The following is a 22,693-nucleotide window of genomic DNA, read 5'->3' as shown; positions in this document are numbered from 1 at the left end:
GACTTCAGTTTTGGCTTACATCACCGTCGGAAACGAAAACAGCACCGAGATTGAGCTTTATTATGAGGACCACGGGACGGGCCAGCCAGTGGTCCTTATCCACGGGTATCCGCTGGACGGTTCATCGTGGGAGAAGCAAACTGCTGCCCTCCTGGACGCCGGCTACCGCGTCATTACCTACGACCGCCGGGGCTTCGGTAGGTCCAGCAAGCCCACAGTCGGCTTTGACTACGACACCTTCGCCGCAGATCTCAAGACCCTCCTGGAAACCCTGGACCTGAACGATGCCGTGTTGGTTGGCTTCTCCATGGGAACGGGAGAGGTTGCACGCTACATCAGCACCTACGGTTCGTCCCGGGTGGCGAAGGCCGTCTTCCTCGGTTCCCTGGAGCCCTTCATGCTGAAGACCGACGACAACCCGGACGGCGTTCCACAGGATGTCTTCGACGGGCTGTATGAGGCCGCCAAGGCCGACCGCTATGCCTTCTTTACCGAGTTCTTCAAGAACTTCTACAACACCGAAACCTTCCTGGGGACAGAGCGCCTCAGCCAGGAATCCCTGGACGCCAGCTGGAACATTGCCAGCCAGTCGGGTGCCTTTGCTTCCGCAGCCGCGCAGCCCACTTGGCTGACCGACTTCCGTGCAGACATCCCCAAGATCGATGTTCCCGCTTTGATCGTTCACGGCACCGCGGACAACATCCTCCCCATCGACGTCACGGGGCGGCGCTTCAAGAACGCACTGCCCAGCGCCGAGTATCAGGAGATCGAGGGCGCACCCCACGGTCTGTTGTGGACGCACGGCGCCGAGGTCAACGAAGCCCTTCTGACCTTCCTCAAGAAGTAGTACCTCTACTTTTTGAGGCGGAGCTTCCGGGCTTTCTTGCCGCTACGCAGATACTGCTGCTGCGCGGCGTCGGCCTTCGCTCGTTCTGCGGCATGGAGCAGGCCGTAAGTGAAGGCGCTGTTACCGGCACCGGACACGGACCCCAGCTTCAAAAGCTCGGCACGGGCCATGGCGCTGTCCTGATGTTCACCCAAAATGGTCTGGACATCATGGGCAGCGTCAGCGAGCTTCGCGGCGCGCTTCCCGTGGACACTTTCAGCGGTGGCCGCGGCGAAGCGCAGCTTCTTGGCAGTCTTGCGCACATTGTGAAACGCCGCGTCACGTGAAGGCCCGACGGCGGCACCCACCGCTGCGTCGTGTCGTTTGGTGAGGCGTTTGGCCGTTTTGTTGACGAGTTTCACTGTGGTCTTGCGTGCAGGCCCGGTTCCTTTCGGCGCAATGGCGGGAGAGTCCAGGAAGGCTTCGAGCCCATCCAGGAGCCTGAAATAGCGGGGGCTGTTGAGCCGTGTCCTGATGGCTGCCATCGCCGTGTCCGCCCGAACCTTCATCCGCTCATCCAGCTCAGCGTGAAGCGGACCCAAAACCAGCTTCATCGGCAGCTCATCCACATCCTTCCGGAGCCGCTCATGGAGGACCTCCACGTCCCGGTAGCGTCCAAGCGTCTTGGCCAACGATTTCAGCTCGAGCTCAAGTTCCTGAACCGGGGAACCCTTGAAAAGCTTTCGGTAACTATGGAGTACCGAGCGGATCCGCCGGGTCAACGAGCGCATCTCATGGACGGAATCGTCACGGTTCATTCGCACATGCGCGTCCTGCAGGAGCAACTTGGCCACCTGGGCGTCGAGGTAGTTCAGCACAGGCACAACGGCCGGACCCTTTCGGCTGGGGACCTCGCGGCCGGTCCCCTTTGCACGCGGCCAGGAATCTCCCAAAGCTGTTGCCAGTTTGGAGGTGCGTTCGCTGGGGCTTGCCCCGGCCTCGGTGAGCCGGGCTGCGACGGCATCCAGGATGTCGTCAGCATGGTCCGCGTGCCCGCTACCGTTGAGTTCCACTTCCCACTCGCGCCACTGCTGTTCAGTGGGAGGTTGTTCAGCGGTGCCGAGTGAAAGGGAATCCCCCAGCGAAACGAGCGCCCGCACGTGGTCATCCACGAACTCCGCCACCCGGCCGCCGTCGTCCTGGTAGAGGGGATAGCTGGTTCGTTCGGTATTGAGTGTGGCAACTGCAATGACCGCGTGTCCCCGCGTATAAGCAAGGACCCGGTCCATCAGCTCCACCGGCACGGTATCGGCCTGGCCCAAAGGCGCGTGGATCTCGGTACGACGTCCTGGGCTGTGGGGCAGCTTGAGGTGCCATCCGGCGTCGGGACCTCCGGTGCGCCGCCGCAACGTGATTCCGCGGGCCGCGAGCGCGAGATTGCTGGTGTCGAAGTAGACCGCTTCCAGGCTATGGGTGGCTGGCTCTCCCACCCGGGCCACGCCGTCGATCTTTTCAAGTGTGGGAAGCGGCGTGGACGGATCGACGTCGAACTTCCGTTCTTCCTCTACGTTGCTGGACGTGGCCATCACTTCTCCTTGCTGGAGCTTATTCTTCGTGGCACCCATGGAGGCCGGCCCGTTCGCTGGCCGACCTCCAGGGTAAGAGGCTTAACCGGAAGCCGTTAAACCAATGCTCCTCCGCCTTCGTCCACATCGCCACCCGATACCGTGCCACGCCAGGCTCCGGTTTCGTGTCCCTGGGCTTCGATGAACTTCTTGAATTTGTCCAGATCCGCGCCCACACGCAAACTGTCAGCTCCGACTGCCGAGCCGGCCTTTTCAGCGAGGGTGTCCGGCTCCCAATCGATCTCCACGTTGACGCGGGTGTGTCCGGTGTCCAACGGTTCAAACGTCACCGTTCCCGCGTTACGCGGGCCGTCCACGCTCGCCCAGCTGACCAGGGAATCAGGTACCTGCTCAATGATTTGGGCGTCGTATTCGCGCTTCACGCCACCCACGTTCGTTGCAAAGTGGAGCGCGGTGTCATCGATCTGCTCCACGGATTCAACCCCGTTCATGAACTGAGGAAAAGTCTCGAACTGCGTCCACTGGTTGTAGGCAACGGACACAGGTACATCTACTTCGATTGTTTTATTGACGGTAGCCATGGGTTGTCGCTCCTTCAATGTTCTCTTCTTGTACGGACTCTTTTGAGTTGGGTAATGCCGGCGGCGCGCCAGCCGGCTGGCTGCATAACCGTTGGCGCGCCTGTCTTATGGGGCGCGCCGGGGTTACGGCCTAACCTGCGTCGAAATCCTCTTCGTCGTCGTCCTTGGGTGACTGGTCCCGTGGCAGCTCATTGCCACTGCCATCGGCCAGTGAGTCAGCAGGCTGGTCCAGATTCTGCTCGGCCTGGGACTGTTCGTCGATGCCGCCAAAGCGGCCTGCCCCCGGTTCGCCCGCGCTGTCCGAGTCCTCAGGATCCAGGTGGCTGAGATTTGGGGCGCCGGTTACGTATGTTTCGCCGTCAGGGCTGTCCTCGCTCAAGCCGGCTTCGCTGAGATCCTCTTCCACGCGGGGCTGGGCTTGCGATCCGCCCGCTTCCTGCTCTGCTGTAGGGGTGCCGTAGCCCCCCGCTTCCTCTTCAGGCGTGGCGTTCTGCTTGTCCATGTGACCTGTCCTTTCCATGCGGTGGAACGTGTTAATGGAACACTTCGAACCTATAAGGACGGTTGGCGACGTGTCCATGCTTTGAAGAAATTAGTCAGCAAACTTAGCAATTTGGTGCTTGGGGCGCTATCGTGGCAGCCCGGATTCGTAAGCCACGAAGTCCGGACGCAACACCACCTCCTGTGAACCCATCATCGCTATGTCCTCCCACAACACCAGGAACGATCCTCTATGCCACCAACGCATGAACTGCGCCACCGGCCAGGGCTGCGTCATCCCTTGCCGTTCAAATCCAAGGAATGATGTCGCGGTGCGCGGACTGACGATGATGCCCACCAAACGGGCCCGGCTCAGTGGCTGGGTTGGCGTCGCGTCCAGTGCGAAGCGGGCGTCCGAGATTTGCCCCAGCAGCTCACCGTTGCTGTCCACCACCCTCGTTCCCAACACGTCATTCAGGATCATGTCTACCTCCCGGAATCCGGCCGATGACACGATCCCGAAGCCACCGCTCCACCCATGATGCTTCGAGCGAGTCAGAACGCACTCCAACCGTAATAACAGTGTCCACACCGGAAACCGCATCCCATGGAATACGGATCAACCTGTTCGACGGCGGCCTGCCGCCGAAGATCCGCGTGCCCAGTATTGCGCCTGTTAGCAGTGCAGTAATAGTGGGCGGTTCTGCGCCTTCCGGGATGGGCTCGTCAGCCGCGGGACCGCTCAACTCGAGGTCGTCCACGGTGGTGACAGGTACGCCGTCGACGTCCAACACCTGCCGGTCCAGCAGGTGGAGCTGGGCGTCAAGGACCAACCCGGCCGGGCGCGGCGCAGGCCTGATTTCCCTCGGCTGGATCCTCTTGCGCTTGGTGGCACTCATGCGCCTGCTCCTGTAACAATCATGAGCGGAATGGCCGCCAAGGATGCAGCCAGGATGATCACCAAATACACCATTCCGGCAATATTCACTGCCCTGTTGTTAACGTGCTCGCCCATATATTGGGGATCGTTCGCGACAATCAGGATCGGTAGATAGGTGAGCGGAAGGGCGATCGCGGAGAACACCACCGAATACTCCGTCACCAGGATGGGATCTACACCAGTGGCGAGGACTGCGGCACCTGCCAGAAGGACCACGATCATGGAGATATGGAACCTGGCTGCCTGAGCCGGGCGCCGGAACTTTCCCCACGACCACCCAAAGAACTGCGCCAACGTGTAGCCGCTTGAAAGCGTCGTTTCCAGAGCCGCCCCGAATGTAGCGGCCACAACGCCCAAAATCAGCACAGCCAGCGCTAACTGGCCTCCCCCCTGCGCGACGGGCAACGCCACTTGCGAAAGCGTAGTGACGCTGATCCCCGCAGGCAGGAGGACGACGGCGGCGCAAGCGGCGATTGCCACGGAAAGGAACCCACCCAGTGGGAAACCAAGCAGGACATTCATCCGGGCCTGGAGCAGATCCTTGACCTTCCACCTTTCCTCCACAGCGCCCGAGGAGAAGAAGAAGACCTCATAGGGTGTCATGGCAGCCCCGAACAGTGCGATGGCGAAGTACCAATAGACCCCTGAGCCCTCCTCCTGTGGGACCGACGGTGCGAACGCCTGGCTGGCCAGGACACCCCAATCGGGCTTGAGCAGGAAAAGGGCCACTGCAAAGACGATCAAGGAAAGTCCCAGGAGCCCGGTGACGTTCTCCATGATCTTGAACTTCACGCGCCAAATGACCAGCCACACAGCCAGCAACGCAACGGGGACCCACAGCAGATAAGCCACGCCACTGGCCAACTGCAGGGCCAGGGCGATGCCGCCGATCTCGGCGGTGACGGTCATCAGGTTGATCAGGAAGGAAGCGGCAAGGTTGGCCAGCCCGGCACGCGGCCCCATGCGCTCACGAATCACCTCGAAGGTTGCCCGGCCTGAGACGGCCGCCACCCGTCCTGACATGTTGGCAAAGAGGCAGATTCCGACGACGCCGACCACCACCACCCACGCCAGGGAAAGCCCAAAGCGTGAACCTACTACGGCATTGGTCACCAAATCCCCGATGTCAACAAAGCCCCCGATCGCCGTCAGGATGCCCAGGGCAACACCGAGGAGCCGCTTCACTGGATGCCGGCCTTGGTCATGAGGGCTTTGAGCTGATCGGTGGCACTGCGCAACTCACCCAGGACTTCTGGCAGGCCGTGCGCGCCTGATCCCGATTGCCCCTGTTCAGGGCCGCCGCTCGGGGCAGTCAACGCATCACGGGCATGGAGCAACGCGCGCGAGATGGTGGCGAAGGAGGCCAGCATGTCATCCCGAAGCGACTTTTCCTCCTCGGTTGGGGCTGTGAAACCTTCAACTTCATCGGCAGCCGACTGGACCTCGCCCAGCATGTCATCTGCCGCAGTGGACCCGGCAGCCGCCGTCGTGCTGTCCTTGATCCTGAGGTCTACAGCCAGGGTGGCGGCTTGGACGGCGGAAAACACGTCTTTCGCTGGTCCCTTAAGCGCGTCGGGGGAAGGCCGCTGTGAGCATGCGGTCAGCACCCCGGCGAGTACCGCCAGAGCCAGGAGAATCGACGCGAGGCGCCTGCCATTCGAACTCACGATGGCTGCGGAATCTGGCAGCCGGCTTGTGGATCCATCCCCGTGTAATTAAGGGGCCCGGCCACAATATTCAGGGCGATGGTCGCAAACTGCGAACACTGCGCGGGTGGGGCGTTGTAATAGCCGCGTTGACCGGCCGCTATTGCTCCAATGACGAGCCACACAACTACGAACAGCCCAATAATTGAACCGATTCGCATTTCTTCCCCAATCGATAAAACGGGAAACCCAGGTATTACTACTTTCTGGGTGGCCAAGGGCGCGGTCGGGGCGGGGATTCGTACCCTGCCCGCGACCGCAAAACCCGTGTCAATCCGAAGGATTGGTTTCGGTAGTCAAACCGCGATCATCTGCGGTTCGCTCATCCTTTTCTTCTGCCGGCCCGGGTGGATTCGCTGATTCATTCCCTCCAGCATCGGCGGCATCTTCCGAACCCTCCCCGGATGCGTCGCCAACAGGTACCTGATCGTTGGAGGCGGGTGCCCCAAGATCACGGGGGATCGGATGACCTGGTGTCGTGATCCCATCGTGTACCTGGCTGAAGCCGGCAACTTCGGTTGGATCAGTTGTCATACGCGCGACCGGCCCCGGCCAAGAACCCAGCCAATAAGGGCCAAGACCAGCAAGATAATTCCTACCCACAGCAGGAAACTCAAGGCCTGGTTAAAACCGCCAACAAGCAGCAGCACGATCGCAATGACGCCGGCAATCACCAATAGTGTGTTCATCTAAGCTACGCATCCCTTCAAACAAATTTGTCCAGTTAGGAAGGCGTCCGCTGGGACTCCAATTGGAGCTCCACCCCAAAGCAACGGGCACCGAACGGAGAAATGATCTCCTTATTCCGTACTTACCCCAAATGACAACAGTTCAAACAGAACCACTGCCCTCCGAAGCACGTGCACAGCATCATGATAGGCGCGCGTTCTGTCCCGGCGAAGTATTTCGACAGGAAACTTAGTACCTCTTCGCCGAAAAGGCTCCGAGTGCCTGGCTGATCTCCCGCGCAGTACCCGCAGCGGCCTCGCCGTACTCCTGATACTTGGCAGGCACGATCCTGCTTGAAGGCCCGGAGATGGAGATTGATCCTGCGGCCACGCCGCCTGGTCCCAGCAAAGGAACCCCGATTGAGGTGATTCCCGTACTGAGGCCCTGTTCATTGATGGAGTATCCGCGGGCGCGGGTTTCCCCGATCATGGCCCGGAGTTGGGCCGGGTCAACGACGGTTTGCGGTGTTAGGGCTTCAAGGGGTGTGGCCAGATATTCATCCACGATTGCGTCGTCAGCAGCTGACAAGTAGGCAATCCCGGTGGAGGACGCATGCATCGGCAGTCGGGATCCCAGCGGAAGGAAAGCCCGGAGGACGTGGGGCGTGTCGAGGCGTTCGATGATGAGCATGTATCCGCGGTCCGGGACTGCGAGGTGGACGGTCTCCGTGGTGTCCAACTGCAATGCGTTCAGAGGGCCCATGGCGGCGTCGCGGATGACGGAGCCGCTGCTGCCACGGCTTGCCACAGCAAAGGCATGGTTGGTCAGGACCCACTTTCCCGCCTGGGCTTCAGACTGTGCCACCCATCCCAATTCCGCCAGGGTCCTCAGCATACGAAGGACCGTAGCCTTCGGGACGTCCACCTCACGGCTCAGCTCCGATAGCCCTGCCGGCTGGTTGTCCGACACGGCTTCTAGAACCCGTATCGCCGTGACCACACTCTGGGTACTCATTCGCACTCCCCCTTGACCGCTCACTTTCTTATGCCCTACGGTACAGGCGATTTCCCAGAATGAACCATTGGTTCATCCAGTGAACCGACGATGTTTGATTGGAGAACGGCTCTTGGAACAACAAATAGCTGCCCTCGCCATCTTTGTGGGCGTCTTTGTCCTTGCAACCCTGCGCAAAGTGCACATTGGCGTGCTCATGTTCGCAGCGGCTGCCGGCGTTGGCGTTTGGATGGCAGGAATGACCATCGACAAGGTGGTGTCGGGCTTCCCCATCGGGATCCTCGTCCTGCTCGTAGGCGTCACGTATTTCTTCTCGATCGCCCAGGCCAACGGAACCATCGACCGCATCATCGAGATGGCCATCACCAAAGTAGGTGACCGCGCCTTCTTTCTCCCCATCGCATTTTTCGCGCTCACCATCGGCATCTCAGCTATGGGTTCCCCCTTGGCAGGCTTGGTCATGGCCCCCATCGGCATGCCGCTCGCCAAACGCTATGGCATCGACCGCATGCTGATGGGCATCGCCATTGGGTCCGGCCTGAGTGCAGGTGGCTTCGCCCCCACCAGCTTGTACGGCATTGTCACGTACGGCACAGCCCGGGCAGCGGGAATCGACCTTGATCCCCTGGTCCTCTTCAGCGTCGCCCTGGGAACCAATCTCCTGCTGCTGGCCGCCGCCTATGTGATGTTCGGCGGGTTCAAGCTGCTCAACAAGCGTACCGCTGATGGTTTCGGCACCCAGCTGCCGTCCTTCAGCGCAAACCGCCCGACGCCGTCGCACCCCTTTGAGCGCGAAGGCAACATTGCTCGCGGCAAGCAAGCAGCCGTTCAGGTCCTTGACCCGGCAGCCGCGCCTCAGGCAGCGGCGCCGGAGGTACCGACGTCGACCTCAAAGCTCAACCGCAACCAAATCATCACGGTGCTGTGCATGGCCGGCCTGGTTGTCACCGTCGTCCTCATGTCGGTCTTGGGCTCAAATCCGGACATCGGCGTTCTCTGCTTCGCGTTCGCATCAGTCCTCACCCTTTGCGATCCGCAATCCGGCAAATCTTCTGTCGCCAAAATCGACTGGTCCACCGTGTTGCTGGTGGGCGGGATCATCACGTTCGTCGGAGTGCTTCAGACCATGGGCGCCGTCGCAATGCTCGGCGAAGCAGCGGGCGCCGTCGGGACTCCCCTGCTGGCCGCGCTGGTGATCTGCGGGATCGGCGGGCTCATCTCCGCGTTCGCCTCCACCACCGGAATGCTCGCGGCGCTCGTGCCGCTGGCACTGCCGCTCGTGGCCTCGGGAGATATTGCCGGGTGGGCCGTCATCGCCGCACTGGGGGTGTGTTCCTCCATCGTTGACGTCTCGCCGTTCTCGACCGTCGGCGCCACCTTCGTGGCCACGGTCGATGCAGATGAGCGGCCCCGCATCACCAGGCTCCTCACCCGTTGGGGGCTGTCCATGGTGGTGGTCGGGCCCCTGCTGCTGGTCGGTGCGCTGGTGGTTCCGTCCAGCCTCTAGCTTCCTTTTCACACTCTTCTATGCACTCAAGTCTCCTATGCACGAAAGGTGCCCACCATGCTCAAACCACTCCGCGGAATCACCGTGGTCGATCTTAGCCGAGCCCTCGCGGGACCCTACTGCACCGCACTCCTGGCCGATATGGGTGCCCGGATCATCAAGGTAGAAAGCATCAATGGGGGCGATACCGCCCGCCAATGGCCGCCGTTCCAAGATGGCCACAGCCTCTACTTCGATTCTGTGAACCGGAACAAATCCTCTGTATGCGTCGATTTCTACTCAGCCGAGGGACGCGACATCCTCTCCACGCTGATCGCCGAGGCCGACGTCCTGGTGGAGAACTTCAAACCCGGCACCCTTGAGAAAATGGGGTTCGCCTCTTCACGATTGGACGAACTCAATCCCGGGCTCGTCGTCGGATCCGTCACCGGGTTCGGCAACACTGGGCCTCTTAAGGACGACGCCGGACTGGATCAGGTCATCCAGGGAATGTCCGGACTGATGTCGGTCACGGGGTCCGGTGCCGGCGAAACATACCGGGTTGGGATACCGATCGTGGATATCACCTCCGGAATGGTGTGCGCGGTTGGGATCCTCGCAGCGCTGCTCGGGGCCCGCAATGGTGTGAACGCCAGCAGGGTGTCCACTTCACTTTTGGAAACCGCGTTGAACCTGTCTGCTTTTCAAGGACAGAAGGCGCTCAGCCTCGGCGAAGCGCCCACGCCACAAGGGAACAACCACCCAGTCATCGCCCCTTACGGCAAGTTCGCCACCGCCACCGAACCCATCAACATCGCAGTGGGCAGCGACAAACAGTGGAAGGAATTCTGTGGCTTGTTAGGCATTCCCTTGGCCGTAGAGGATCCCCGCTTCATCACTGGTGCAGACCGCTCAGCCAACAGGCAGCTGCTTACCGAACTCATCGAAGCTGCCTTGGCGGGCAAACCAGCTGCCGAATGGGTGTCCTTGATCAGCCAGGCGGGTATCCCCTGCGGTCCCATCTACGACTACGTACAGGCGCTGGCTTCCGAGCAGGTTGCCGCTCTGGGTCTTGTCCAGCACACCCAGCGGCGGGATGGCTCTGAGCTTCCACTCCTGCGCGGGCCACTGAGCTTGGACGGCGAGGCCAGCGAGATCGTGTCGCCCCCGCCGCTGCTCGGCGAACACACCACCGAAGTACTCATGGAACTGGGAATGACGCACGACGACGTCACCCGGCTTGGGCGGGAGGGTCGCGTTCTCTGCGGGCCGGCGTCGGTTTCGGCACAGATTGGAGTCCTGCGATGAGCACAGTTTCCCAGGCTTCGTCTGTTTCCCCTGTTTCGCATGAGGGCGTTGTGGGCGTTGTGGGCCTTGTGGGCCGCATGGCGGTTTCGGTGGCTGGTGGCATAGCGACCGTGGAAATCTGCAACCCTGCGCAACGCAATGCCCTCACCAAGGCCATGTGCCTGGAAATCCAGGAGCTGATGCCCCGGCTCGAAGCCGATCCCGAAATCGCTGTGGTGGCTCTGCGCGGTGCGGGCGACACCTTCTGCGCAGGGGCTTCCATCAGCGAACTCTCGTCCGTGCTGTTGGATCCCCAGGCGGACGGTTCGGTGGTTGACCACCTCAGCCTGGCCGATCACGCCATTGCATCGCTTTCCAAACCGACCGTAGCCTTGGTTGACGGAGCCTGCATGGGCGGAGGGTGGCAAATCGCCTCGGCCTGCGACTTCATCATTGCCAGCGAGCTCGCCGTCTTCGGACTGACCCCGGCCAAAATCGGCATCATCTACCCCCGCCCGGGCATTGAACGGCTGGTCCGCTTGGTGGGGCACGCCAACGCCAAATACATCCTCCTTACTGGGCAAACATTTAGCGCAACGCAAGCCCAAGCGCTGGGTTTGGTGGCCGACGTCGTTCCTTCCGAATCCTTTGAGCAACAGTGCGAGGCGCTTCTTGGTTCCCTGCGGAGCCGCTCGCGTTTCTCGGTGCATTCCATGAAGCGGCTGGTGGACCTGGAGGCTGCGGATGCTTCGGACTCGGGACAGCCTGACATTGATCAGGAGTGGGCTGCCGCCTGGTCCGCGATGCCTGACAGTCCTGACATGGAGATCGGCATCAGCGCCTTCCTGAACCGTGAGCAACCCCGGTTTAAGTGGCGGCCTCTTGGGTGAGCAGGGCTTGCCCGGGACGTGATCTATGCCTCGATCAGGGACAAGACCGGCCTTTCCTCCGTTGGAATAGAGACGACGGGAGGCCCCATGCTCATTGTTCTGACAGGAATAGACGGTTCAGGAAAGACGACGGCGGCCCGCGCCTTGGTGGATTCGGCTCGCGCTGAGGGGCGGAACGCGCTGCTCCTCAGCAACCATGCTGCACGCCGACGGATGTCGCTCATTTCGGAGCAATTCGGGTGGAAGTTGCCGCCACGCGGTGCCGATTTTGTAGAGACGTGCATCCGCGTGGGCAACGTCCTTGTTTCACATACGCGAGCCCGGAACTTCAGCGGCCTGGTGGTCATGGACAGGCATCTGTACTGCCAACTTGCGCTGCGCCGTGCTGCTGGATTGAGCCGGGGCCGGCTGCTCCCCTGGCTGGTGGAAAAGCTCCCCGATCCGGACCTCATAGTCCACTTGGACGTTGACCCACGCCGTGCACATGAACGGGTCATCGAGCGGGGCACGGACCACGAAGAGCTAGCGGATCTGGAAGCTTTCCGGGCTGCGTACCGCTCGCTCCCGGAGTTCGCCGACTTCCTCGGGGTTGACGCCAACGGAACGCCCGACGACGTGTTCGCCAAGCTGAACCGGGTGCTCGCCGCGAAGGAACCGGTCCGCGTTTAAACCCCAACTGGCTGGCAGTAGTGGTTGTTCTGAACGCTGGGAGCAACCACTACTGCCAGCTACTTTTGAATCTCGGGCCGGCGATTAGTCGCGTGGGCGCATCAGGGGCGGGTTCAGGACGGCCTTGGTGGGGTGGCCCGGCGTCTGGCGCGCTTCCGGGGCGAGACGGAACAGCGCGGCCGGGCGGCCGGCGTCGCCCGTTGTCATGCGGCCAGTGTCCTCAAGGAAGCCAGGAGTCCCTGTAGCTTTTCGGTGGAAGTTGCGCGGGTCCAGGCGGGTTCCCCACACGGCTTCGTACACGGCCCGGAGATGGGCGATAGTGAATTCCTCGCCGCAGAAGGCTGCGGCCAAGGGTGAGTATTCAAGCTTGGACTTGGCGCGTTCCAAGGCGTCGTCGAGGATTCTCGCGTGGTCGAACGCCAGCTGGACGCTGCCGTCCAGAACCTGTTTCACCGGGTACCAGCCAGCCTGCTCCGCATCGCTGCCGGCCGCGAGAACCGGAAAGTCCGGCGCCAGCAACAGGTGGGCAACGGTGAGGACGTCGCCCCGGGGGTCGCGCCCCTTCGGGCCGTAACTCCCCAATTGCTCCAGGTGTCCGGGGAGATGCTCGACGCCGGTCTCCTCCGCGAGCTCCCGGCTCGCCGCCTCGAGCAGTTCTTCGCCGGCGAGTACGAAACCGCCCGGCAGGGCGAGCTTGCCCTGAAACGGCTCGATCAGGCGGGTAATGAGCAGGACGTTCAGCCCGCCGTCGCGAACGGTTAGGGCGACGACGTCGACGGTCACCGGAAAGCGCACGGGCGCCGCATGGGATTCAGGCATGAAGCAATCGTAGAGACTTAATCGTCACCTTGACAATAATCCCAGGCCAGCCGTACTGTTTTAATATCGTCAAATTGACGATAAAGAAACGAAAAGGAGAGCATCATGGCCACCATCAAGCGCTACCCCTGGATCAACCACTTCCTTGGGAGCCCCACTGGCTACGTCGTTCACCTGCAGAAGGGCACGGTGAAGCACCAAGGAGTGGGGCAGGCATTCTGGTTCCGGCCCGCGAACTCCGTACTGAGCGAAGTTCCCGTTGACGATCAGGAACTGCCCACGCTGTTCCACGCCATCACCCGCGACCACCAAGACGTGAGCGTGCAGGCCAATGTGACCTACCGCTTCATCGATCCTGTCGCCGTTTCCACGCGCCTCGACTTCGGCCTGCAAACAGCCGGATCCGCACCGGCAACGGGCCGGGAGCAGGTGTCCACGATCATCGGCCAGCTCTGCCAGAGCCACGCGATCGACCAAATCGCCGCCACCACGCTCGCCGAAGCACTCGAACGCGGAGTCAGCCAACTACGGATGGTCCTTACCGATGCCCTGCGGGCCGACGCCAGGCTCCAGTCCACGGGTATCGAAATCCTCGGTGTCCAGGTCCTCGCGGTGCGGCCCGAGTCCGACGTCGAACGCGCGTTGCAGACCCCAGTGCGTGAACGGCTCCAGGCCGAAGCGGACCGGGCCGTGTACGAGAGGCGGGCAGTCGCCGTCGAGCGTGAACGTACGATTTCCGAGAACGAGATGGCGAGTCAGATCGAACTCGCAGTGCGGCGTGAAAACCTGGTGGCACAGGAAGGAGCCAACGCACGTCGCAGTGCCGAAGAGAAGGCGGCCGCCGGACTCATCGAGGCCCAAGGATCCGCGGAACGAAAGGGAATCGGCGCGGCCGCCGAAGCCAACCAGATCCGACTGGTAGGTGAAGCAGCCGCAGCCCGCGAAGCTGCCACCATGGAGGTTTACCGCGGAATGGAGCAGGCTACCCTGCTGGCCCTGGCACTCAAGGACGCAGCTGGATCCCTTCCAAACATCGGGAACCTGACCATCACTCCGGACCTGCTGAGTGGAGCGCTTGCCGGCCTGTTCAAGGAACCGACCGCGATCGTCACGCCGGAAGCCAAGTAGGGACAGGTCATGGCAACCCCACGCGTCGTTTTCGTCCACCGACGGACCGAACTCCAGGAGCTCCTGGACCGGCACGCCACCCGCGGCCAAGCCGAATTCTTCCTTCGCACCCGCGGCCGGACCATCCAGGATGTTCAGGACCGGCACGATCGCCTCACCGCCGCCCTCGCGACGGTCCGGGCAGCAGTCCCTGCCGAATGGCGGCAGGCCGAAGTGGAACGAGCTGACCTGAGCCGATTCCTGCTCACAAGCGAGGACATCATTGCCGTGGTGGGGCAGGACGGTCTGGTGGCGAACGTAGCCAAGTACCTGAAAGGGCAACCGGTCATCGGAATCGATCCTGAGCCCGGCGCCAATCCCGGCATCCTTGTCCGGCACACACCGTCGGCCGCAGCTACGTTGCTGGGTTCGGGAGATATTGCACGGCTTCACTGCCAGAACCTCACCACCGTGACAGCAACGCTCGACGACGGCCAGCAGCTTTCTGCGCTGAATGAAGTTTTCATCGGGCACGCTTCGCACCAATCAGCGAAGTACTCAATCACTGCGCCGAGCTTCACGAATGCGGTCGGGCAAACCGAGCGGCACTCGTCGTCGGGCCTTATCGTTTCCACAGGCACCGGCGCTACCGGATGGTGCGCCTCGATCGCCTTGGAACGGGGCGGACGGGCACTGCCCGCACCCACAGACCCCCGGCTGGCCTGGTTCGTTCGCGAGGCATGGCCCTCCCCCGTCACCGGAGCCTCCTTGACTGAAGGTCTGCTCGAAGCCGGCGAGGTCCTTCGGATCACAGTGGCCTCGGACCAGCTGGTGGTGTTCGGCGATGGCATGGAGGATGATCGGCTGACCGCCTCGTGGGGGCAGGAAATCATCGTTCAACTGGGGCAGCGACCCTTGCGGCTGGTTGCCTAAATCTCCGGCTGACAAGGGAATTGATAGGCATAAACTATCGATGCCTCTGAAACCTCCCTATACCCAAAGGACCCCACACCGTGGACACGCGAAAGCTCAAGTACTTCCTCGCCGTCGTGGATCACGACGGTTTCAACCGCGCGGCCGAGCATCTTCTGATCGCCCAACCATCACTGTCCCAAACCATTGCGAGCCTTGAGAAAGAGCTCGGCGTTCCCCTGTTCCATCGGATTGGCAGGCGCGCAGTCCTGAGCGAAGCCGGCAAGGAACTCGTGGGCCCGGCTCGCCTGGTGATGAGGGATCTCGATGCGGCCCAATCTGCCGTCCAGTCTTTGAGGGGAATGCGCAGCGGCCGACTGGACATCATCACGATGCCCTCTCCTGGCATCGAACCTTTAACCTCCATGATCGCCGCTTTCACCAAGCTCCATCCGTGGGTCCGACTCAACGTGGGCGCCGCTTTCACGCCGGAAGAAGTGATCGAGTCCGTCCGCAGCGGCAGCAGCGAGATCGGCTTGGCGGGCTCGCCTACCAAAATCAAGGTGCCTGGCGTCGAAGTACTGGAGCTTGAGCGCCAACCCCTGATCTTGATCGTCAACCCACAAGCGGACACGTTCGCGCCGAAGGACACAGCCATCCAACGCGAGGACCTCGGCAATCATCGCCTCATCGTCAGCCAGCGTGGGTCACTCATGCGCTGGATGGTGGACGACGCTTTGGCGCACGGCGTGGAAGTGGAGATCGTGGTGGAAGTCGCCCACAGGACGTCCATCCTTCCGTTGGTTCTGGCAGGGGTCGGTCACGCTGTGATGCCGTCGTCATGGGCACCCACGGCGCATAAGGCGGGCCTGAGGACGCTGTTGATCGAGCCAGTCAATTATCTGGATGTCGCTGTGCTGAGCCGGAAGGAAAATCTCACGCCTGCTGCCAGAGCGTTCTTGGACGTGGCCCGCACCCACCGCGGCGAAAGAAACTGATAGGCGTTACCTATCAGCCGTATCGAAACTAAGTCTTGGACGCCAACGGACGCTGAACCGTCTACTTGAAGAGGAAGAACAGTGTGACCCCGCTAACAGGCTCACTGCTAACAAACTCAACGAGGAGGTAGGCATGAGCGCCACCCAGAAATTCACCATCGCATCCATTCCCGCAGACGGCGTGGGCAAGGAAGTTGTCTCCGCCGGACGCCGCGTCCTGGACGCACTCGCCGAGAACTCCAATGGCAAGTTCGCCTTCGAGTGGACCGAATTTCCTTGGGGCTGCGGCTACTACGAGAAAACCGGCCAGATGATGGATCCCAAAGGCCTGGACGCCCTCAAGGACTTCGACGCCATCTACTTCGGAGCCGTCGGCTGGGAGAACGTCCCGGACCACATCAGCCTCTGGGGCCTGCGCCTGAACATCACGCAGAACTTCGACCAGTGGGCCAACATCCGCCCGGTCAAGTTCCTTCCAGGCATCCAGTCCCCGCTTCGCAAAGCCGACAACACCGAACTCGACTGGATCGTTGTCCGCGAAAACAGCGAAGGCGAATACGCCGGTCTTGGCGGCCGCAACCTGAGCGGCCGCGGTCCCGGCAACGAAGTCGCTTTGCAGACCGCGCTCTTCACGGAAAAGGGCTGCGAGCGCATCATGCGTTTCGCGTTCGACCTCGCCCGTACCCGCACGGTCAAGAAGGTTTCCTCCGTCACCAAGTCCAACGCACAGCAGTACGGCATGGTCCTCTGGGACGAAACCTTCCAGCGCGTAGCACTGGACTACCCGGATGTGCAGACCGAAAGCGTGCTGGTTGACGCCATGAGCGCCAAATTCATTCTCAAGCCCGAGGACCTGTCCGTGGTAGTTGCCTCCAATCTGAACGCCGACATCCTCTCGGACCTCGGCTCCGCGCTGGCCGGCAGCTTGGGGCTTGCCGCGAGCGCAAACCTGAACCCGGAGCGCCGCTTCCCGTCCATGTTCGAGCCGGTTCACGGTTCCGCACCGGATATCGCCGGCCAAGGCATCAGCAACCCGATTGGTGCGATCGCCAGCGCGGCACTCATGCTGGACCACTTCGGCCTCCACGAGGAGGCCCGCCGCGTCGAAGCAGCAATCGAGCAGGCAACCGGTTCCGGACACCTGACCCGGGACGTTGGCGGCGAGGCCACCACGGACGACGTCACCGAGGCCATCATCTCTGCCCTCACCCACACTCTCGCGGCAGTCTAACCCAACAGAGTAAACGTTCGACGGCGGTCAGCCAGCCGCCGTCGAACCTCCCCTTCAGCTTCTCCAGAGACATTCCACAACGAGGTAGGAATCATGGAACACATCACCGCCGGCGCATCGCCAGCAGATAAGAACATGCCACGCAAGACCCGCTGGTATCGGCAGTTGTACTTTTGGGTGCTCACCGCGATCTTGGTCGGCATCCTCCTGGGCTGGCTCGCTCCGACCGCGGGCATCGCCATGGAACCCATCGGCACCACGTTCGTGAACGCAATGAAGATGCTCATCGGCCCCATCGTGTTCCTAACCATCGTGGGTGGTATCGCCAGCGTGGCCGATCTCAAGAAGGTGGGAATGACTGGCCTGAAGGCCCTCACCTACTTCCAGATCGGCACCATCTGCGCCATGGTGTTCGGCTTGGTTGCCATCAATGTCTTCAGGCTTGGGGACGGGGTCAACGCTGACGCCAGCAGCATCAAGACCTCCGAGTCTGCCGCGAAACTGATCGACGCCGGGCAGCACCAGGAGTGGTGGCAGTTCATAACCCACATCATTCCCAACAGCATCGCGGGCCCGTTCGTTGAGGGCGACATCCTGCAAATCATCTTCATTGCTGTGGTGTTCGGCATCGCCCTGAACGCCATGGGCAAAGTTGGCGCACCGGTGCTGGACGGCGTCCAGCGGCTGACCGGCGTGATGTTCAAGATCCTGGGCTTCATCATGAAGGCTGCCCCGCTAGGCGCCTTCGGCGCCATGGCCTTCGCCGTAGGCAAGTACGGTGTCTCGTCGCTGACCAGCATGGGCGGATTGATTGCCCTCTTCTACGGCACGTCCATCCTGTTCGTGATTGTGGTGCTCGGCTCCATCATGGCCATGCTGCGGCTGAACATCTTCACCATGATCCGGCATCTTAAGGAGGAATACATGCTCATTCTGGGCACCTCCACGGCTGAGCCTGCCCTGCCTGGGCTGATGCGCAAGCTGGAATATGCCGGCGTGAAAAAGGAGACCGTTGGCCTGGTGGTGCCTACCGGTTACAGCTTCAACCTGGACGGCGCCGCCATCTACCTTTCTCTCGCTGCCCTGTACATCGCACAGGCAACCAACACTGAGCTGACCATTGGCCAGCAGCTCGGCCTGCTCGCGGTGATGCTCCTGACGTCAAAGGGTGCAGCAGGCGTTGCCGGTGGCGGTTTCATTGCCCTCACTGCCACGCTCACTACGCTCGGCACCATCCCCGCGGCCGGAATCATGCTGATCTTCGGCATCGACAAGTTCATGTCGGAGTGCCGCGCCCTCGTGAACTTCACGGGCAACGCCGTGGCCACTCTGGTCATCGCCCGCTGGGACCGCACACTGGACACCGACCGAGTCCGCCGCGTCTTTGCCGGCGAGACCGTGGAACCGATGCCCGTGGATTACACTCCGGCGATCCCTATGGAGGAGGAGACCGAGCCGGACGAGGCACCCAAGCACTCAGCCGCCGTCGTGCCTTCTGGACCCGCTGCCTCCGCCGACCGGCGCCCCGCCTACTCGAAATCCCTCTGACATGAACAACTCCAGCGCCCCGAAGACGGTGCTCATCGCCCCCGACAAGTTCAAAGGCAGTCTCACCGCCGGCGAGGTTGCGGAAGCCCTGGCTGCCGGACTCCGTGCCGCCAGTCCGGTCGGGGCGCTTGGCTGCGAACTCCTTCCACTCGCGGACGGAGGTGACGGCAGCGTCGATGCCGCCGTCGCCTCCGGCTTCGGCCGCTACAACTGCACCGTCACCGGTCCCACGGGCCATCCCGTCCAGGCACACATAGCGTTCGACGGCGCCACGGCAGTTGTGGAGGTCGCGAACACGTGCGGTTTGGCCGTCCTGCCGCAAGGTGACTTGGCGCCGATGGAGTCCTCAAGCCGCGGTTTCGGCGAAGCTGTGTTGTTTGCTTTGGGCCTCCGGCCGGTGCGTTTGGTGCTGGCGCTCGGCGGCAGTTCCAGCACCGATGGTGGAATGGGGATGCTCGCCGCGTTGGGCCTCCGGTTCCTCGATGTGTCCGGTCTCGCGCTGCCAGCCAACGGGCGCTCGCTCTCGCTGGTGCATTCGGTGTCCGGCTCGTTGGTGCCGGAGCTGGCGAATGTGGAACTCATCCTCGCGAGTGACGTCCACAACCCGCTGTGCGGTACCGACGGCGCGCCCGCGGTTTTCGGGCCCCAGAAGGGCTGCTCCCCCGCCGATGTTTCAACGCTCGACGCCGGTCTAGCGCACTGTGTCTCGGTGCTCGCCGACGCGGGGTTTGCGGACACCGGGTTAGCTGAATCGCCAGGCGCGGGCAGCGCCGGTGGGATCGGCTTCGCCTGCTTGGCTTTGGGTGCGAAGCAAGTGTCAGGCGCCGACTACTTCCTGGACCTCTTGGACTTCGATGGCCGCAAGGAGAACTGCGATCTTGTGATCACCGGCGAGGGCAGCATCGACGAGCAGACCCTGGCCGGGAAGCTGCCAGCCGCCGTCGCCCGCCGTTCCGGCACCCGGCCCATCATCGCCGTCGCCGGCCGCTCGCTGCTGCCGCAGGAGCGGTGGGCCGAGATGTCTCTGTCCCGGGTGTATGCGCTGGCTGACTACACATCGCAGGACTCCTCGAAAGACCCTTTGCTTTCAGCGGAGTTGCTTCAACAGATCGGGCGGGAGATTGGCGAAAGTGTGCTGGAGGCTGTTGGCACTTAGAGGGCCGCGTGCGCCGCAGCTGGCCCGGAAACCGGGCCAGCCATTCCGCCGCTACGCCAGTTCTTCGCAGATGTCCCGCTGCTGGCCTGAACTACTCACAAGAGTGAAAACGCCTGTAACAGGATCGATGTCGTAGACCAATTTTCCGATGTAATGCGTAGTCGTAGGCCCCGCAGGAATGTCCGTCGGAAACAAAATCAGCCCGTTGTGGCCAGTTGCCGTGACCGTGAGCGTCCCATCGGCATTGAGCCGCGTGCTGGCTACCGAACCGTCAGTCCGGATCGTGACAGACTTCCCGGTATCCAGGTTGGTGTAAGTCAGGAGGACGCCCTTGCCGGCTTCGAGGAGACGCACCACGTTGCCTTCTTCGTCCTTGAATTCTCTTGTGTGGATGATGCCGCCAGATCCTTCAAGCAGCAGCGCAAACGAACAACCCTCCCCTGCTGGAAGGGATATGGGTAACTGCAAGGCGGCTGCCGCCGGCACCGTGGGGTAAAGCATGGCAGCGACCAGAACTGCAACCGGCGCAAGCCTGAGCGCGTTTTTGATTTTCATGGGGTTCCTCGATTTCGAGCGGAGCGAGTGTATTCCGCGGCACCATCCATGGGTTGTGGAAGGAGACCAAGTGCCTGCGCTCACGGGACAAGTCCCTAACAGCGGCCATTCCCCGAGACCGCCTGGCCGATGCCAGCGAAAAAGGGGCATCGGGCGAGAGATTACTCTCCATCGAATAGAAAAACCACACGTTGCGGCCTTCAAAAGAAAATCAGCCCGAGCCGTGAGGCGAGCGGGCTGATCGTGATAAGTAACAATACCACCGGGCTCCTTGGCCCTTCTTTACCCTTTCTGCACCCGGAATTACAACCGTTGAATCTCCCCAATGTCCCGAAGTAGGGTGGCCGGACCGTCAACCACATCATCGTCTGGGAAAAATCTGGGAGAACCATGACACATGTGAGACGCCAATTGGCTGCGGTCACAGCAGCCCTGGCCCTAAGCGTGACAAGCGGAGCGGTGGCGATTCCTGCCTTCGCCGACCCTCGCGAAACCGACAAAAACCCTACTGCCACCGGGTACGGCGGCGCCGTGAGCACAGTCGATCCGGAAGCTTCAGCAGCCGCCATCGAAGTACTCCGCAAAGGTGGTAACGCGGCCGACGCAGCTGTCGCCGCCGCTGCCACCCTGGGTGTCACCGAACCGTATAGCGCCGGCATTGGAGGCGGCGGCTACTTCGTGTTCTACGACGCCAAGACCAAGAAAGTCAGCACCATCGATGGCCGCGAAACGGCGCCGGCAACCATGCCGAACGATGCGTTCATCGATCCCGCCACAGGCAAGCCCTACCTCTTTACGACCAAGAGGCCTGAGCTGCCAACCAGCGGCGTCTCCGTCGGCGTCCCGGGGACTCCGGCCGCCTGGGAGCGGGCCCTTGAACGATGGGGCTCAGTAAGCCTGGGCGAGGCCCTCAAGCCTGCCATCAAAGTAGCCAACCGCGGCTTCGTGGTAGACGATACGTTCCGAAACCAGACCCTGGACAACAAGTTCCGCTTCAATACGTTCACCTCCACGCAGGACCTGTTCCTCCCCGGCGGTGACGCTCCCGCCGTCGGGAGTATCTTCAAGAACCCCGAGCTGGCCGAAACTTACCGCCTGTTGGCGAAGCAAGGCACCAGTGCTTTCTACACGGGCCCGCTCGCAGAAGAAATCGTGTCTGCAGTGAAAGCGCCGCCGAAATCGGGCGAGACTGATCTGCCCGTTCCAACCGGATTCATGAGCACTGACGATCTGGCGGCGTATAAGGCTGTGGACCAGGATCCGACGCACGTGAACTACCGCGGCTATGACGTCTACGGGATGGCGCCATCCAGCAGCGGCGGCACCACGGTTGGCGAATCGCTGAACATCCTGGAACCCTTTGATCTCGCCGGCATGGAACCGAAGGATGCCCTGCACCACTATTTCGAGGCCAGCTCGCTGGCCTTCGCGGACCGTGGCGCCTATGTGGGTGACCCGAAATTCGTTGACGTTCCCACCGATGTCCTCACCGACCCGGTTTACGGCAAGGAACGCGCTTGCGAGATCGACCCCAACGTGGCTGCCGAGAAGCCGGTCGCCCCGGGTGACATAACGACGTACGACGGCGTGTGCCCGGCCGGAACCGCACCGCTCGCTGACGAGACGGACACCGAGAACCTTTCCACCACCAACCTGACTGTCGCTGACAAGTGGGGCAACGTGGTGGAGTACACCCTGACCATTGAGCAGACGGGTGGATCTGGAATCGTCGTCCCAGGCCGCGGGTTCCTCTTGAATAACGAGCTGACTGACTTCAGCGCCGAATATAAGGCGACGGACCCCAACAGGATCCAGCCAGGCAAGCGTCCCCGTTCTTCGATGTCGCCAACCATCATCCTGGAAGACGGTGACCCGTTCCTGGCTCTCGGCTCCCCGGGCGGATCCACCATCATCACCACCGTGTTGCAGACGATTCTGAATCGCGTTGACCTGGGGATGGATATCTCTGAGGCCATCGCAGCTCCGCGTGCAGCTCCTCGAAACGGGCCCACCGTGAGTTCCGAGCCGGCGTTCATTGATGCTTATGGTCCTGCACTGAAATCGTTGGGCCATGATCTGGTCCCGGCCGGTGATGCTTTCACCTCAGCGGCCGAAATAGGTGCGGCTACGGCGATTGAGTTCGGCGACGGCGGAAAGCTTACGGCTGCAGCTGAGTCGAAACGTCGTGGAGGTGGATCGGCCATGGTTTTGAAGCCAAGCAGCGGGCCGTGAT

Annotated in this window: 23 protein-coding genes; 12 read left to right on the top strand and 11 right to left on the bottom strand. The window is 61.9% G+C overall.

Annotation, left to right across the window (positions count from 1 at the left end):
• The first annotated feature begins 10 nt into the window (after positions 1–10).
• Positions 11–847, top strand: coding sequence for an alpha/beta fold hydrolase (locus AB4Z15_RS03835; protein WP_442016140.1), 837 nt, complete (start codon positions 11–13; stop codon positions 845–847).
• A 5-nt stretch (positions 848–852) separates the two neighbouring features.
• Here AB4Z15_RS03835 and AB4Z15_RS03830 read toward each other — a convergent pair whose 3' ends face one another.
• The 9 genes from AB4Z15_RS03830 to AB4Z15_RS03790 form a co-directional block, all read right to left on the bottom strand.
• Positions 853–2,412 carry a CYTH and CHAD domain-containing protein gene (locus AB4Z15_RS03830; RefSeq protein WP_442016139.1) on the bottom strand — a complete coding sequence of 520 codons (1,560 nt, stop codon included), beginning with the start codon at positions 2,410–2,412 and terminating at the stop codon, positions 853–855.
• Between the two features lie 95 nt (positions 2,413–2,507).
• Positions 2,508–2,993: an SRPBCC family protein gene (locus AB4Z15_RS03825; RefSeq protein WP_442016138.1), complete on the bottom strand. Its 486-nt coding sequence runs from the start codon at positions 2,991–2,993 to the stop codon at positions 2,508–2,510.
• A gap of 130 nt (positions 2,994–3,123) precedes the next feature.
• Positions 3,124–3,495: a hypothetical protein gene (locus tag AB4Z15_RS03820; RefSeq protein WP_442016137.1), complete on the bottom strand. Its 372-nt coding sequence runs from the start codon at positions 3,493–3,495 to the stop codon at positions 3,124–3,126.
• Positions 3,496–3,621: 126 nt separating this feature from the next.
• Complete coding sequence (locus tag AB4Z15_RS03815; RefSeq protein WP_442016136.1) at positions 3,622–3,957, bottom strand: PRC-barrel domain-containing protein; 336 nt, start codon at positions 3,955–3,957, stop codon at positions 3,622–3,624.
• On the bottom strand, positions 3,944–4,372 hold the full coding sequence (locus AB4Z15_RS03810; RefSeq protein ID WP_442016135.1) for a hypothetical protein: 429 nt from the start codon (positions 4,370–4,372) through the stop codon (positions 3,944–3,946). The genes AB4Z15_RS03815 and AB4Z15_RS03810 overlap by 14 nt, the downstream gene beginning before the upstream one ends.
• Entirely contained in the window at positions 4,369–5,598 is a 1,230-nt protein-coding gene (locus AB4Z15_RS03805) for an Nramp family divalent metal transporter (RefSeq protein WP_442016134.1), read from the bottom strand. Before AB4Z15_RS03805 ends, AB4Z15_RS03810 begins: the two co-directional genes overlap by 4 nt.
• Positions 5,595–6,080 carry a hypothetical protein gene (locus AB4Z15_RS03800; RefSeq protein WP_442016133.1) on the bottom strand — a complete coding sequence of 162 codons (486 nt, stop codon included), beginning with the start codon at positions 6,078–6,080 and terminating at the stop codon, positions 5,595–5,597. The genes AB4Z15_RS03805 and AB4Z15_RS03800 overlap by 4 nt, the downstream gene beginning before the upstream one ends.
• A gap of 569 nt (positions 6,081–6,649) precedes the next feature.
• Complete coding sequence (locus AB4Z15_RS03795) at positions 6,650–6,808, bottom strand: hypothetical protein (protein WP_216926527.1); 159 nt, start codon at positions 6,806–6,808, stop codon at positions 6,650–6,652.
• A gap of 229 nt (positions 6,809–7,037) precedes the next feature.
• A complete protein-coding gene (locus AB4Z15_RS03790; RefSeq protein ID WP_442016132.1) occupies positions 7,038–7,802 on the bottom strand; it encodes an IclR family transcriptional regulator in 765 nt (254 codons plus the stop codon).
• A gap of 112 nt (positions 7,803–7,914) precedes the next feature.
• Here AB4Z15_RS03790 and AB4Z15_RS03785 point away from each other — a divergent pair, with 112 nt between their 5' ends.
• From AB4Z15_RS03785 to AB4Z15_RS03770, 4 genes are all read left to right on the top strand, one after another.
• Positions 7,915–9,309 (top strand): SLC13 family permease, encoded by a 1,395-nt coding sequence (locus tag AB4Z15_RS03785; RefSeq protein ID WP_442016131.1) that lies wholly within the window; start codon positions 7,915–7,917, stop codon positions 9,307–9,309.
• 57 nt (positions 9,310–9,366) lie between these two features.
• Complete coding sequence (locus AB4Z15_RS03780) at positions 9,367–10,596, top strand: CaiB/BaiF CoA transferase family protein (protein WP_442016130.1); 1,230 nt, start codon at positions 9,367–9,369, stop codon at positions 10,594–10,596.
• A complete protein-coding gene (locus AB4Z15_RS03775; RefSeq protein ID WP_442003221.1) occupies positions 10,593–11,465 on the top strand; it encodes an enoyl-CoA hydratase/isomerase family protein in 873 nt (290 codons plus the stop codon). Before AB4Z15_RS03780 ends, AB4Z15_RS03775 begins: the two co-directional genes overlap by 4 nt.
• Before the next feature lie 87 nt (positions 11,466–11,552).
• The gene (locus AB4Z15_RS03770) at positions 11,553–12,134 is read left to right on the top strand and encodes a thymidylate kinase (RefSeq protein WP_442016129.1); all 582 of its coding nucleotides are present in this window, start codon (positions 11,553–11,555) and stop codon (positions 12,132–12,134) included.
• Between the two features lie 84 nt (positions 12,135–12,218).
• Here the strand turns inward: AB4Z15_RS03770 and AB4Z15_RS03765 are convergent, their stop codons facing one another.
• Positions 12,219–12,953 carry an NUDIX hydrolase gene (locus AB4Z15_RS03765; RefSeq protein WP_442003223.1) on the bottom strand — a complete coding sequence of 245 codons (735 nt, stop codon included), beginning with the start codon at positions 12,951–12,953 and terminating at the stop codon, positions 12,219–12,221.
• 105 nt (positions 12,954–13,058) lie between these two features.
• On the opposite strand from AB4Z15_RS03765, the gene AB4Z15_RS03760 reads away from it, so the two are divergent.
• From AB4Z15_RS03760 to AB4Z15_RS03735, 6 genes are all read left to right on the top strand, one after another.
• Positions 13,059–14,081, top strand: coding sequence for an SPFH domain-containing protein (locus tag AB4Z15_RS03760; RefSeq protein ID WP_442016128.1), 1,023 nt, complete (start codon positions 13,059–13,061; stop codon positions 14,079–14,081).
• Between the two features lie 9 nt (positions 14,082–14,090).
• Positions 14,091–14,993 carry a hypothetical protein gene (locus AB4Z15_RS03755; protein WP_442016127.1) on the top strand — a complete coding sequence of 301 codons (903 nt, stop codon included), beginning with the start codon at positions 14,091–14,093 and terminating at the stop codon, positions 14,991–14,993.
• A gap of 80 nt (positions 14,994–15,073) precedes the next feature.
• Positions 15,074–15,970: a LysR family transcriptional regulator gene (locus AB4Z15_RS03750; RefSeq protein ID WP_442016126.1), complete on the top strand. Its 897-nt coding sequence runs from the start codon at positions 15,074–15,076 to the stop codon at positions 15,968–15,970.
• A gap of 133 nt (positions 15,971–16,103) precedes the next feature.
• Positions 16,104–17,201 (top strand): tartrate dehydrogenase, encoded by a 1,098-nt coding sequence (locus AB4Z15_RS03745; RefSeq protein ID WP_442016125.1) that lies wholly within the window; start codon positions 16,104–16,106, stop codon positions 17,199–17,201.
• 93 nt (positions 17,202–17,294) lie between these two features.
• Entirely contained in the window at positions 17,295–18,749 is a 1,455-nt protein-coding gene (gene dctA, locus AB4Z15_RS03740) for a C4-dicarboxylate transporter DctA (protein WP_442016124.1), read from the top strand.
• Between the two features lies 1 nt (position 18,750).
• On the top strand, positions 18,751–19,905 hold the full coding sequence (locus tag AB4Z15_RS03735) for a glycerate kinase (protein WP_442016123.1): 1,155 nt from the start codon (positions 18,751–18,753) through the stop codon (positions 19,903–19,905).
• 51 nt (positions 19,906–19,956) lie between these two features.
• On the opposite strand, the gene AB4Z15_RS03730 is transcribed toward AB4Z15_RS03735, so the two are convergent.
• Positions 19,957–20,460 carry a hypothetical protein gene (locus AB4Z15_RS03730; protein WP_442016122.1) on the bottom strand — a complete coding sequence of 168 codons (504 nt, stop codon included), beginning with the start codon at positions 20,458–20,460 and terminating at the stop codon, positions 19,957–19,959.
• A gap of 390 nt (positions 20,461–20,850) precedes the next feature.
• On the opposite strand from AB4Z15_RS03730, the gene ggt reads away from it, so the two are divergent.
• Positions 20,851–22,692 carry a gamma-glutamyltransferase gene (gene ggt, locus AB4Z15_RS03725; protein ID WP_442016121.1) on the top strand — a complete coding sequence of 614 codons (1,842 nt, stop codon included), beginning with the start codon at positions 20,851–20,853 and terminating at the stop codon, positions 22,690–22,692.
• Position 22,693 lies beyond the last annotated feature (1 nt).

The sequence above is a fragment of the Paenarthrobacter sp. 2TAF44 genome, from assembly GCF_052114885.1.
Taxonomy (GTDB): domain Bacteria; phylum Actinomycetota; class Actinomycetes; order Actinomycetales; family Micrococcaceae; genus Arthrobacter.
This window is presented reverse-complemented; position numbering and strand designations above follow the sequence as displayed.